The organism is Bacteroidales bacterium (assembly GCA_014860585.1).
Lineage (GTDB): Bacteria > Bacteroidota > Bacteroidia > Bacteroidales > 4484-276 > RZYY01.
The window spans coordinates 1-13,376 of the sequence record JACZJL010000154.1; the positions used below are offsets into that span (position 1 = coordinate 1).

The window sequence follows — 13,376 nt, forward strand, 5'->3', positions numbered from 1 at the left end:
CAAAACCCTTCGGGAGGCCAAAAAGTTATTTCCGGTTCTTGCTATGGGCTATTTCAAGAGCATAAACAAAAAGCATTTTATACAATAACATCAAACCTTAAAAACACATCTTTGTGGTCTAAAGAATGGGGAGTACAATAGTAGAACTGAGCAACCATCATGCTTTCCAACCTTATTAACCTTATTTTCAGGGTAAAACGCTTATCAAATTCACGAGAGATCATTCACCTCGTGAATCACCTGAAGTTCATCGCAGTTCCAGGTTTGGTGGGTGTTTGGTAACATTCAAGGGGTGACAGTAAAACCTGGAAAGTCACCTGGTGAATTCGCTCAGAAATCCACAAAAATTTCAAATTCAGTGGCACGTTGGTATGATTCACCGGGTGACTCGTGCATGTTGAAAAGTCACACGGTGAATCGCCTGCAAAGTCCACCGCAGTTTCAGGTTTGGCGGGCGTTTGATAACATTCACGGGGTGAATTTATAAAACCTGTCAGTGTGCGCAGCTCGTGACAGGGTTTCGTGCCTGTAAACTAAGCCAGGGATCATTTTCATTGCTACTTTTGCGCACATTTTTCAATTATTTTGCGTATGAAAATATTCTACACCATCGGATTGCTGGTGCTTTCCAATGCTTTTATGACCATTGCCTGGTATGGCCACCTAAAGATGCGGGAGTTCAAATGGTTTGAAGCCCTCGGCCTTTTTACCATTATACTGATTTCCTGGGGAATTGCCTTTTTTGAATATATTTTCCAGGTTCCAGCCAACCGGATCGGTTTCAGGGATAATGGCGGACCGTTTACTTTAGTCGAGCTTAAGGTCATTCAGGAAGTGATCACTCTAACGGTTTTTGTGGTTTTTACCTTGTTGGTTTTTAAAACTGAAACATTCAGATGGAATCACATCGTCGGTTTCATTTTCCTTGTGCTGGCGGTGTTTTTTGTGTTTAAAAAATAGTTAGTGTCAGCAAGAAAACCCTTTGAATTTGATTTTCAACAATTAATTTGCCCCACCCTAGAGGGAGTTAATTGTTGAAAATCAATGCTCCCTTTAGGGTTGGGGTACTCATTGATTTTCAACTTATGAAGTTTTCTTGCTGACAATAGTTATAATTTACTTACTCATCATGGATCCTGACCTGTAAATAGAAAACCTGGAATTTTGTTAAACTTATTTAAAGCGCATTAGTATCACCAATAAATCATTACTTTTGCCGAAAATTAATTTTATGGAAAAGTATGCTGAAGTAACCCTCAATGAGGGGATGTCGTTTGATGTGGAAGTGAATGGCCACAAGTTTATGATTGATGCCACGGAGAAAAATGGTGGCCAAAACCGTGGTCCCCGTCCGAAACCGTTGTTGCTGGCCGGTCTGGGAGGCTGCACAGGGATGGATGTAATCTCCATTTTACGCAAGATGCGTGTTGAGCCGGAGTTCTTCAATGTGGTGGTTTCGGCTGAATCAACTACCGAGCACCCGGTGTATTACAACAAGATCCATCTCGAATACCAGTTCAGGGGAAAAGACCTGCAGATGGAGAAACTCGAAAAAGCGGTGAATCTTTCCCAGGAGCGCTATTGTGGTGTGTCGGCCATGTTGAAACATGCTGCTGAAATCACCAGCGAAATTAAAATATTGGATTAACCCCCTGAAGTTGCAGATTACTCCTCTGATCTTCTGATCACTTCGAGTAACTCGCTAAGAATCATAGCTGTGGCGCCCCATATCAGTTTATTTTCAACAAAAAAGCAGGGAACCGAAACTTCGGTTGCTCTAAATTTTACGGGGCGATGCTGGCAGTTTTCTTCGTTTAACAATTGATTGACAGGGATAGTGAAAATCTCGCTCACTTCAGCAGGGTCAGGACTAAATACGGGTTCATAAGGTACATACCCGACAAAAGAACGAACCAGGAAATTGCTGGGAGGAATGTACAATTGTGTCAACTCACCGATCACTTTGATGGATTCCTTCGAAACTCCGATTTCTTCATATGTTTCCCTGATGGCTGTGGCTTCGAAGGTTTCATCTGCTTTTTCAAATCCGCCACCCGGGAACGAAATCTGCCCGCTGTGTACCCCCCCCTGGTAATCCTGCCTCTGAATGAAAACCAACCGGGTGGAATCACCATCGGGAAATAGCAGTGCAAGCACAGCGCCAAGTCTGACTTTGGACATATCCGGTTCAGGAAAACTGGATCGCATGGGCGGAACCAGCTTAAACTGGGCATTTATCCCTGGAAGTGGCCTTTTCAGGCTGCTTTGTAATCGTGCGATGAATTCGTGAAATAAAGTTGTTGTCATAGCGTCGCAAAATTAATCCTTCGAGGAATACTACAGGTGATTTCCTTTTGACATTAAATAAAATGGATTATTTTTGCACCTAAGTAAAATTTGTGATTCCTGTTTTTGCGATTAATAAGAACGATAAATGGTAAAAGAACGCACAAAATCATCTGATCAGGTAGAGGAGCAATTGACCGATAAGCGGGAGATCATTCTTTACAATGATGAGGTGAACTCATTCGATTTTGTGATCGAGACGCTGATTGAAGTGTGTGAGCACGACCCGCTCACCGCTGAGCAATGTGCGCTGATTGCTCATTTCAATGGAAAATGTCCCGTGAAATCGGGCGAAATTGAAGAGTTGGTGCCATTGAGCAAGGAAATGACCAACAGGGGTTTAACGGTTTCGATTAAATAACGATAAAATTATTCATACATGTCCTGGACAATTATATTGGTGTTGATTATTGTCGGTCTGTTGTTTCTCGTTCTTGAGATTCTGGTCATCCCCGGAACAACCGTAGTGGGAGTAGCCGGGTTTGCGATGATATTCATTGGCATCTGGCAAAGCTATGTCATACATGGAACCACGACAGGTCATCTTGTTTTGACGGGAACCATCGTTTCAACGGTTGTAACACTCGTGCTTTCGTTGCGATCCCGAACCTGGAAAAAGGTGATGCTGGACTCTTCCATCGACAGCAGGGTGAATGAAATAGAGGTGGATTCGATTAAGGTTGGCGATGTTGGAAAAGCCATTTCGCGCATTGTTCCTATGGGAAAAGCCCTGATTAACGACAAATATTTTGAAGTTACATCAACCGGAGAACTGATTGATCAGGAAACTGAAATAAAAGTGGTTAAAATTGACGGAAATAAAATCTTTGTAAAAACAAATAACTAATTATCATGGAATTAAATGCTGTAATTATGCAAGCTAATGGCGACACCAGTGCATTGGTCATCATTGCCATCGGAGTTGCCTCCTTGTTCGGGCTTTGGATCATTTTTTATCTTATCCCGGTGGGGCTTTGGTTTTCGGCCCTTGTGTCGGGAGTAAGGATTTCTTTGCTTCAACTGGTGCTGATGCGCTGGAGAAAAATCCCGCCATCAATCATCGTCCAAAGCCTCATAACTTCTACAAAAGCCGGGTTGAAACTCAACCGGGATGAACTTGAAGCACACTATCTGGCCGGAGGACGTTTGAAATCGGTGATTAATGCGCTGATCTCTGCTGATAAAGCCAATATTGATTTGTCCTTCAAAGCCGCCACAGCAATTGACCTTGCCGGTCGTGACGTGTTTGAAGCGGTGCAAATGTCGGTTAACCCGAAAGTGATCAATACGCCACCTGTTGCTGCTGTTGCAAAAGATGGGATTCAGCTGATTGCCAAAGCCCGGGTTACCGTACGCGCCAACATTAGGCAACTTGTCGGGGGTGCAGGTGAAGACACCGTTATTGCCAGGGTTGGCGAAGGTGTTGTTTCCGCCATCGGCTCAGCTGATTCGCACAAAAAAGTGCTCGAAAACCCGGATTCGATTTCAAAAGTTGTGTTGGATAAAGGACTTGACTCAGGTACTGCCTTTGAAATCCTTTCGATCGACATTGCAGATATCGACGTTGGAAAAAACATTGGCGCAGTGCTCCAGATGGATCAGGCCAATGCTGATAAAAACATTGCCCAGGCCAAAGCCGAAGAGCGTCGCGCCATGGCTGTTGCCCTTGAGCAGGAGATGAAAGCCCGCGCGCAGGAAGCCCGTGCCAACGTTATCCAGGCTGAAGCCGAAATCCCGAAAGCCATTGCTGAAGCATTCAGAAACGGAAATCTTGGTATTATGGATTATTACAAATTTGAAAATATTAAAGCCGACACCAGGATGCGGGATTCAATTTCTACCCCTCCCGACACGGGTTCGAAAGTGAAAGACAAGCCGGATTTGAAATAATTTTTAAAAGATAAATTGTTTGACACCCGGCCATGTTTGAGCCGGGTGTTTTGTTAAAGAAACTTTTTTTAATACTTACCTGCTGTTAATGCCGTTAAAATGATTGATCGGGGAACATGAGAAAACCGATTCATAGTTTTTAAATGGCCAATTATTTTAAAGAACTCTGAAACAACTCCATCACCAATTAATGATTAACGAGAAAGAACAAAACGAGATCAATCAGCGGTTTACTCAACTGAAGGAGGTTTGCAGGAACTGTGCTCCGGAGGACATTCAGAAACTGGAAAATGCCTTTCAGCTTGCTGTTTCATTATACAATGAAAAACGTAAGCCGTCGGGTGAGCCGTTGATCTTGCATAGTTTGTCGGTGGCAATTATCGTTGCAGATGAAATTGGGTTGCGTGCGGGCTCTGTCATTGCTTCATTGTTTCATGACATCATCCATTCACCTGATGAGAACATCGACCAGGTTGGAAAACAATTCGGAAATGACGTTGCTGCAATTGTCCGCGGATTTAAGAAACTTTCCGGATTTCATTCAGATAAGGTGAAGCTGCAATCGGAGAATTTTCGAAGTTTGTTCCTCAGCATGATTGATGATGTGCGTATTATTTTTATTAAAATGGCGCACCGCCTGCACGATCTGCGGAATTATGAAACACTGCCGGATGAATTGAAAAAAGCTTTTCTCAACGACGTTCAATACCTCTACATTCCTATTGCTCACCGCATGGGGCTATACCAGATCAAAGCCCAGCTTGAGGATCTTGCGTTGCGATATACGCATCCGGTGGAATATGCAATGATTGAGTCAAGGCTAAATGAAACCCGTCAGCAACAGGATGAGTACATTCAAAAATTTATACATCCGGTGGTAGAGCAATTGGATAATGCAAATCTTAAGTACGAAATTAAAAGCCGAGCCAAATCCATTTCTTCGATCAAAAAGAAACTTGAAACCCAGAATGTCCAATTGGAGCAGGTTTACGATCTTTTTGCCATCAGGGTCATTCTCACCGGGATTTTGACTAAGCAGGATGAGGATTTTATTGAGTCTTTCAAAAATGAATTGGAATCAAGCGGTGATCCGCGGAATGTTCGCCGTAGCAGAAAAAGCAGGCAAAAAGAAGAATTGGTTCATGGCAATGGCGTCAAAAAAACTGCACTAGGCGAAAACGCTGATGATCAAGCCATTTTAGATGAAATCAGAACCCAGGAGATCCAAAAATTTGAATGTCGTCGAAAACGCTATCTCGAATTGCTTAATCGGGAAAAAACAGCTTGCTGGCAAACGTATTCCATCATCACAAATATTTATCCACCGAACCCAAAGCGCCTTCGCGATTGGATAACCACACCCAAAGACAGTGGCTATGAGTCGCTGCATACAACGGTTCTCGGGCCTGACGACCGATGGGTCGAAGTACAGATAAGGACGGTGAGGATGGATGAAGAAGCGGAAAAAGGCAGCGCTGCCCACTGGAAATATAAAGAATCGGCTTATGGCAGAAATGTCGATCACTGGATGGTGGACGTGCGTAACATACTCGAAACCATAGGCACACAGCGACTCGATGAGCAGCAGCCGGCAAGGATTGATGTTCAGTCAGGCAGTATCTATGTTTTTACGCCAACCGGCGACCTCAGGGAGCTTAAAAATGGTGCTACAATTCTTGACTTTGCTTTTGAGATTCATACCGATGTGGGCTGCAAGTGCATTGGAGGGAAAATCAACGGTAAAATTTTCCCCATCCGGCATGTGCTTAAAAACGGCGACCAGGTGGAAATCCTCACGGCAAAAAACCAACGTCCACATTCCGACTGGCTCAATGTTGTTGTTACTTCCAAGGCGAGGAACCGGATTGCGCGGTCATTGCGCGAAGAAAAATACAAAGAGGCTGAGGTGGGCAAAGACATGCTTTACCGGAAATTTAAAAACTGGAAGATTGAACTCAATGACCGAGAACTGATTAAAATCCTGAAGTACTTTAATTTTAAAAAACCGGTTGATCTATATTATCATATTGCCACAGAGAAAATTGATGTTCAGGAGATTAAGCTGCTTTTCAAAACCACTGAGGAGATAGAAGAGAAATCTGAAAAAGCAGAAAAACCATTTGACTTCGAAGAACTCATCGAAAGTCAGAGTGAAAAGGACCAGGGTTACATTACCATCGAATCAGGGGTTACCAACCTCAATTACAGCTTATCAAAGTGTTGTAACCCGATTGCCGGTGACAGGATTTTTGGCTTTGTCACCGTAAACCAGGGTATCAAAATCCATCGATACACCTGTCCGAATGCCGAACAGATGCTGAAACGTTTTCCTTATCGTATAATAAAAGCCCGTTGGAAAGAGATGAACAGTATGAAATTTTTTATTACCAACCTTCGTGTTGTTGGTATGGACAGGGTTGGACTGATTAACGACATCACAAAAGCCATTTCGGAAGATTTGAAGGTGAACATGAAAAGTATCAACTTCAAATCCCTGGGATCCAGTTTCGAAGGATTGATCAAAGTACAGGTGAGGGATGTTGAACACCTGGGTTATTTGCGGCAGAAACTGCTCAAGATCAAAGGAGTGGTAAAGGTCGGGCGTTTCGACTAGTCGTTCCCTTTACCCGGTAGCATCGGCACAAACACAAAACCGCCGTGATGCTCCACCGAAAAATCATTTTCATCTTTTTTAATCAGGCGGGTCATGGTCTGATGCCCCTGGCTGCCGACCGGCGCTACCAGTATTCCTCCAACCTTCAGTTGCCGTTTAAGCTCCTCCGGAATTTCTGGCAATGCGGCCGTGATGATAATACGGTCGAAGGGTGCAAACGCTGGCAATCCCTGGTAGCCGTCACGGTGAAAAACTTTTACTTTGTAATTATACTTTTCAAAAAACTGCTTCACTTTTTTGTAAAGGTTAAACTGGCGCTCAATGCTGTACACCCTGGCGCCCATTTCGTCAAGAATACAAGCCTGGTAGCCTGAACCGGTGCCAATTTCGAGCACGGTCATATCGGGTTCAACCATGAGCAGTTCTGATTGAATGGCAACAGTGTATGGTTGTGATATGGTTTGGCCTGACCCAATCGGGAAGGCTTTATCCTGGTAAGCAAATTCAAGGAAAGATGAATCCATAAAGATGTGCCGGGGTACTTTCAGCAGGGCGGCAATTACCCTCTCGTTTCTTATTCCTTTGTCGATAATGCTGTTGACCAGTTGCTGGCGTAATCCCCGATGCCGGTAATTGTCAGTGAGTTCCATCTTTTAGTTGGGTAAAACAATGCTTTTAAGTGTGGACGGCGAAATTAATCATTTCGGTAAGGATAAAAATCATTTATTTTTGCCAAAAATTAATTTATGCTAAAGATCGGAGTTTTAGGCGCCGGACACCTCGGCAAGATTCACCTTAAATGTATTGCAGCGCTGGAAAAGTACGAACTTGTGGGTTTTTACGATCCAAATGATGCCACTGCAAAAATTGTTGCTGAAGAATTCAAGATTAAAAGATTTGATTCGATTCACGAATTGATTGATGCTGTGGAAGTCGTTGACATTGTAACACCCACCGTTTCGCATTTTGAATGTGCTTCAGAATCGCTTAAAAAAGCACGGCACGTGTTCATCGAAAAGCCTGTGGTGACAACATCCGCTGAAGCGCTCGAGCTGATCGAGATTGCGAAAGAAGCGGGAGTGAAGGTGCAGGTGGGCCATGTAGAACGCTTTAATCCTGCATTTCTGGCTGCAAGGCCATTGATCCAGAATCCGATGTTTATCGAAACCCACCGCCTGGCGCAGTTCAACCCAAGAGGGACTGACGTTCCGGTTGTTCTCGACCTGATGATCCATGATATTGACATTGTGTTGAGTGTGGTTAAATCGGAAGTGAAAAAAATAAGTGCAAGTGGCGTAGCTATCGTCAGCGACTCACACGACATCGCCAATGCAAGGATAGAGTTCGACAACGGCTGTGTGGCCAATTTAACGGCAAGCCGGATATCGCTGAAAAACATGCGAAAATCGAGGTTCTTCCAGCGTGATGCATACATTGCCGTGGACTTCCTGAAAAAAGACATCGAAATCGTCCGGATGAGAGATATTGAAAATGACCCGGATGACCCGTTTGCCATGGTTATTGATCTTGGTAGCGGTAAGGGTAAAAAAGAATTACTGCTCGACAAGCCGGAGATAGTGCCCAATAACGCCATCATGACCGAACTGGAAAGTTTCGCCGACGCCATCCAACTCAATGTAACCCCACCGGTTACTATCTTCGACGGATACAGAGCGCTGGATGTGGCACATAAAATACTCGGTAAAATTGCCGGTTAATCTATGACAAGCCACCAATTCAAGCAAAATATCATCTTGTTTAAGACGTTCAACACATACACTTACCAAATAGGAATGAGGATCGCCTGGTTTTACCGGTTCATATTTTTGATCGCAACGGCAGTTGTTCTGTTTACCGCCTGTCAGGATGATAACCTCAAGCCTGGAGTACCAGCTTTAGTAAAAGTAGAGAATTTTAACCTGACCACAAATTATGCAGTTCAGGGAACCAACTCGCATAAAATAACCGATGTGTGGGTGTTTGCTGATGATCAGACGATTGGTGTTTTTGAATTGCCCGCTGTCATTCCTATACTCAAAGATGGACCCGGAAAACTGCGTATTGAAGGAGGAATAAAACTCAACGGGATAAAAACCACGCGCGCCAACAATCCTTTTTTCGAACCGGTGATTATTGATGCATTTAGCTTCATACCCGACAGTATCATCACTGTTGATCCGTCAACCACTTACCGCGCCTCTACCGTGTTTGTCTGGATGGAAGATTTTGAAAACGCAGTCATTTCGTTGGATACAACCCGGCTGAACAGTGAGGTTAATATCATCAAAACCACAATTGGTGAGGGTTTTGAAGGGAACTATTCGGGTTTGGTTGAACTTACAGGTGAAAACGACGTATTTGAGGCGGCTTCTTTTGACTCATTTGAATTACCCACTACCGGAGATCCTGTTTTTCTTGAATTAAACTATAAAAATGACTACACTTTTTCGGTTGGTATCTTTTCTCAAACTCCCAGTCAGATCATCAAAAAAGAAATCATTTACCTGCTTCCCCAAAGCGATTGGAACAAAATATATATCAACCTGACTGAAACATTAAAGAACTCGCAGGATGCTGTCGATTTTAAGATTTTTTTCCGTACGATGCTGCCTAACGACATGGAAGCTGCTGACATCTATCTTGATAATATTAAACTCATGTACAGGTAAAAAAGAAAAATAAATGAACAATACATTTCAGTTAGCCAAATACCTGATTTCCGACTGGTTTGCTGCCTTTATTGCCTGGCTGCTTTTTTTCAGTTACCGTAAATATATCATCGACCCGCAGGTGTTGAGCAATCTTTCCGAGATTTTCGGCGATGGGAAGCTATACCTGGGGATCCTCGTAGTTCCGCTGTTCTGGATTATCCTTTACATAATGGCCGGCTCCTACCGGAATGTTTACCGGAAAACAAGGATCAAAGAACTCGCCATCACCTTTTCAACCTGCTTTATCGGTGTGCTGATTCTTTATTTTACTTTGCTGCTTGATGATGTCGTTGTTTCGCACAGAAGCCACTACGAGTCATTTTTTGTGCTCTTTGGGCTTCAGTTCGTATTCACCGCAGGATTCCGCCTTTATATCACAACAAAAACTGTGAAGAAAATCCACCGGAAGATCATCGGTTTTAATACGATCATAGTTGGGGGAAGCAAAAATGCCGTTGATATTTATAAAGAGCTTGATCACCAGTTTCCATCTTCAGGAAATAAATTTGTTGGGTTTGTGAGCGTAAAAGAAGCGGAACATTACCCGTTAGCCGGTTACCTGCCAAACCTGGGTAGTTACAAATCGCTGATGGAATTGATCAAAGAGCACCAGATAGAGGAGATTATTATTGCAGTGGAACCCCACGAAAGCAAGCTGATCGAAAAAATATTGACGGTAATCGAAGAAACAGACACTATAATCAAACTCATGCCGGTGATGCAGGATTACATGCTTGGAAAAGTGAAAACCACCTCCATCTTCACCGAACCGCTGATCCAGATATCACCAACTTTGCTGCCTCCCTGGCAGGAATCGCTGAAGAGGCTGATTGATGTTGTGGCCTCATCCATGGCCATCATTTTATTGTTACCCCTGTACATCTTTCTGATCGTAGGAGTAAAACTGTCATCCAAAGGCCCGATTTTTTACCAGCAGGAACGTATCGGGTTGCACGGAAAACCTTTTATGATTCCCAAATTCAGATCGATGTATGTTGGCGCTGAAAAAGGTACGCCACAACTTTCATCTAAAGACGACAGCCGGATCACTTCATTTGGCAAATTGATGCGTAAAATGAGGTTGGATGAAATTCCTCAATTTTTCACCGTGCTCAAGGGCGATATGTCGCTGGTTGGCTACCGTCCTGAACGACAGTACTATATTGATCAAATCGTTGAACGCGCCCCGCATTATCGTATGTTGTTCAAGGTAAAACCTGGAATTACATCATGGGGTCAGATCAAATTCGGATACGCCTCCACAGTGGATGAGATGATCCAGCGGTTAAAATATGATATCCTCTATGTCGAGAATATGTCGCTGGCCATGGATTTCAAGATTATGTTCTATACCGTGCTTATTATAATCCAGGGAAGAGGGAAGTAGTGTCATATTTGTAAATTGTTGCTTATATTGGCAAAATTTTCAAATGACAAAAGTCAAAAGACAAATAAATACGAAATCCAAAAAATTCAAATACTAAACTGGTATACATTCATTCCTGCCTGACTGCGTCACGCAGGCAGGGCTGCTTCACTGCTTAGATTTTTGATCATTTGATCCCAAAACTTTGAGATGAGATTTTTGTCCAAAGGAATCTTGTTGAGTTTTTTGTTGTTTGATTATTGTCCAAAGAGGCTTTTCCAGGTTAGTGGGTTTTAGTTTTCTGAAATAATTCCACCGGTGAGCCGCAGTAAGTCGGTTTCGGTGTAAATCAGATTAAAGATGGCTTCCAGACGGCGGATGGAGGCATTTTGATAATTGAGTTGTATATCGCGGAAGTTGAAGGAGTTGATGGTTCCGGCTTTGAAACGTTCTTCTGCAATCTGAAGATTTAGTCCAGTGCTTTCCTGAGACGATTCAGCCACCAACAGCAGGTTTTTCCTGATCTGGTAAAGATCGAACTGATTCCGTAGCTGGTTACTTAAGTTTTTCTGCATTTCAGCAAGTTTTATCAAGCCAATATCTTCACTGATAAAAGCATTCTGAAGAGCCCTTCTCGTAGTACCCCCATTATATAAATTAAACCTGAGGGTGAAATTGGCATAATAACCGAATGAATAATTTGTGGATGGAGACTCATCAACATATTTTAGCCTTGAATTGGTGTAGTCAGCTCCACCTCCGAGGTAGAGTTCGGGATAAATGCTGCTTCTTGCAAGCTCTGTCGAATTTTCATATATTTTCTGATTTACGTATTGATTCAGCAACGTACGGTTGCTGCTCAACATCCGTTGCATGAGCACATCAATATCGTAATCAAAAAAATCGACGTTGAATTCGTCTGTAAGCGTTAATTCCACATCCTCATCCAGCGCAAGCAATAACTTCATCAGCAGGGTAGCATTCCGGATACTGAGTTCCTGTTGCAGGTAGTTTACCGAATCAAGCAGGTAAGCATCGTTGGCCTGCAGCACATCAAATGTAGTAGCACTGCCATATTCCTGTTTTGTTTTGACATACTCCAGCCTATCACGCGACAAAATCTTTAATTCAGAATAAACCGAAAGTTTTTCTCTTTGAAGTAACAGGTTGTTGTAAGCAAGGATGAGGGCCTGAACGGTATTTTCGATAACCACTGCAGAGTACCCTTCTGACAATTCTTCCAGTGCATCAAGATTCTTTTTCGTAATATTTACCCTGAAACCATCAAAAATTGTCCAGTTTAGATTGACTGAAGGAGAGATATAATTGGTGTACAATTGATCGCGGGTATCAGGATCGGTGCGATTTTGGGAGTTGTTAAACAGATTCCCCTGAGTAGCTCTGAAATCTAATGATGGATACCTTCCTGCGGCGCCCTGAGTATTGTTGTTCTGTGCAATACGCACTTCCTGTTCGCTGATTTTGATCTGGTAATTTCTCTCCAATCCAAGGCTGATGGCTTCATTCAGCGAAAGTTCAAGCACTTGCTGGCCAAACGCGGCTGGGAAAAGGAGAAGGAATAAAGCAGAAGACAAAATAATTTTCATTCGGATTAATATAAGGCTCTTACTGTGTTTCATTACATTTTAGATCAATTCATGGTCACTTTTTGCTGTTTTACAGCCGGTTCCAGTTCTTCGCGGGTTGGAACGAGACTAACCCCTTCGGGCAAACTCCCGTGGTACCAATATGAGAATCGTCGCCAGAGGCTAACGGAGTGAAAACGAAGGTCGTTGAGAACAATGATCAGAACTGGGAAGAATAAAAGGATAAACCCGGTGCCAATCATTACACCATAGGCGAGTGTCACGGCCATTGGTTTAAGAAACTGAGCCTGGAAACTGCCTTCGAGAATAATAGGGTACAGCCCGACGGTGGTGGTCAGGGTGGTTAAAATAATAGGGCGGAAGCGTGCCAAGCCAGCCCGGTAGGCAGCATTGGCTATAGAGAGACCTTCCCGGAGTAGACTATTGTATTTTGCCAGGTAAACGATGGCATCATTGATGATTACCCCCGAGAGGGCAACCATACCCCAAACGCTGAGCATTGAAACGGGAATGCCTTCAATACCATGCCCCCATATTGCCCCAAGGATAGAAAGAGGGATCATAAGCACTACAATGGTGGCCTGCATTACCGACCGGAAGTGCATCATGATCAATGCGACGATGATGATGAAAGCAATCAGGTAAGCATTAGCCAGGTCAGCACCGGATTCAGCACTGTCGCGGCTCTGCCCCTGAAAATCAACTTCTACTCCGGGATAAAGCTGGTTGAGTTCAGGCAAAATTTCATTTCTGACCCTCTCTAAAATTGGCGGCACGGCTTCATAAGGATTCACCAACTCTGCATCAACCCTGATCTCTTTTTGCCCGTTGTAACGATTAAT

13 protein-coding genes are annotated in these 13,376 nt (G+C 43.4%); 9 read left to right on the top strand and 4 right to left on the bottom strand.

Annotated features, from left to right (window positions below; translation table 11 throughout):
* Positions 1-591 precede the first annotated feature (591 nt).
* Both IH598_15590 and IH598_15595 read left to right on the top strand, forming a co-directional pair.
* Complete coding sequence (locus IH598_15590; GenBank protein MBE0639940.1) at positions 592-960, top strand: DMT family protein; 369 nt, start codon at positions 592-594, stop codon at positions 958-960.
* A gap of 271 nt (positions 961-1,231) precedes the next feature.
* Positions 1,232-1,648 carry an OsmC family protein gene (locus IH598_15595; GenBank protein MBE0639941.1) on the top strand — a complete coding sequence of 139 codons (417 nt, stop codon included), beginning with the start codon at positions 1,232-1,234 and terminating at the stop codon, positions 1,646-1,648.
* 17 nt (positions 1,649-1,665) lie between these two features.
* On the opposite strand, the gene IH598_15600 is transcribed toward IH598_15595, so the two are convergent.
* A complete protein-coding gene (locus tag IH598_15600; GenBank protein MBE0639942.1) occupies positions 1,666-2,307 on the bottom strand; it encodes a CoA pyrophosphatase in 642 nt (213 codons plus the stop codon).
* 127 nt (positions 2,308-2,434) lie between these two features.
* Here IH598_15600 and IH598_15605 point away from each other — a divergent pair, with 127 nt between their 5' ends.
* From IH598_15605 to IH598_15620, 4 genes are all read left to right on the top strand, one after another.
* Positions 2,435-2,707, top strand: coding sequence for an ATP-dependent Clp protease adaptor ClpS (locus IH598_15605; protein ID MBE0639943.1), 273 nt, complete (start codon positions 2,435-2,437; stop codon positions 2,705-2,707).
* A gap of 18 nt (positions 2,708-2,725) precedes the next feature.
* Entirely contained in the window at positions 2,726-3,193 is a 468-nt protein-coding gene (locus IH598_15610) for a hypothetical protein (GenBank protein MBE0639944.1), read from the top strand.
* A gap of 26 nt (positions 3,194-3,219) precedes the next feature.
* Positions 3,220-4,236, top strand: a complete 1,017-nt coding sequence (gene floA, locus IH598_15615) for a flotillin-like protein FloA (GenBank protein MBE0639945.1) — start codon at positions 3,220-3,222, stop codon at positions 4,234-4,236.
* 190 nt (positions 4,237-4,426) lie between these two features.
* Positions 4,427-6,850 carry a bifunctional (p)ppGpp synthetase/guanosine-3',5'-bis(diphosphate) 3'-pyrophosphohydrolase gene (locus tag IH598_15620; protein MBE0639946.1) on the top strand — a complete coding sequence of 808 codons (2,424 nt, stop codon included), beginning with the start codon at positions 4,427-4,429 and terminating at the stop codon, positions 6,848-6,850.
* Here IH598_15620 and IH598_15625 read toward each other — a convergent pair.
* Positions 6,847-7,500, bottom strand: coding sequence for a protein-L-isoaspartate(D-aspartate) O-methyltransferase (locus tag IH598_15625; protein ID MBE0639947.1), 654 nt, complete (start codon positions 7,498-7,500; stop codon positions 6,847-6,849). The two genes, IH598_15620 and IH598_15625, sit on opposite strands and share 4 nt — an antisense overlap.
* A gap of 96 nt (positions 7,501-7,596) precedes the next feature.
* On the opposite strand from IH598_15625, the gene IH598_15630 reads away from it, so the two are divergent.
* From IH598_15630 to IH598_15640, 3 genes are read left to right on the top strand one after another with little or no spacing between them, the layout of a single operon-like run.
* Positions 7,597-8,568: a Gfo/Idh/MocA family oxidoreductase gene (locus tag IH598_15630; GenBank protein MBE0639948.1), complete on the top strand. Its 972-nt coding sequence runs from the start codon at positions 7,597-7,599 to the stop codon at positions 8,566-8,568.
* A gap of 3 nt (positions 8,569-8,571) precedes the next feature.
* Positions 8,572-9,519 carry a hypothetical protein gene (locus tag IH598_15635; protein MBE0639949.1) on the top strand — a complete coding sequence of 316 codons (948 nt, stop codon included), beginning with the start codon at positions 8,572-8,574 and terminating at the stop codon, positions 9,517-9,519.
* A 13-nt stretch (positions 9,520-9,532) separates the two neighbouring features.
* Positions 9,533-10,948, top strand: a complete 1,416-nt coding sequence (locus IH598_15640) for a sugar transferase (protein ID MBE0639950.1) — start codon at positions 9,533-9,535, stop codon at positions 10,946-10,948.
* Between the two features lie 272 nt (positions 10,949-11,220).
* Here the strand turns inward: IH598_15640 and IH598_15645 are convergent, their stop codons facing one another.
* Both IH598_15645 and IH598_15650 read right to left on the bottom strand, forming a co-directional pair.
* Entirely contained in the window at positions 11,221-12,534 is a 1,314-nt protein-coding gene (locus IH598_15645; protein ID MBE0639951.1) for a TolC family protein, read from the bottom strand.
* Positions 12,535-12,578: 44 nt separating this feature from the next.
* The coding region (locus IH598_15650; protein MBE0639952.1) for an efflux RND transporter permease subunit at positions 12,579-13,376 on the bottom strand (798 nt) is incomplete at its 5' end.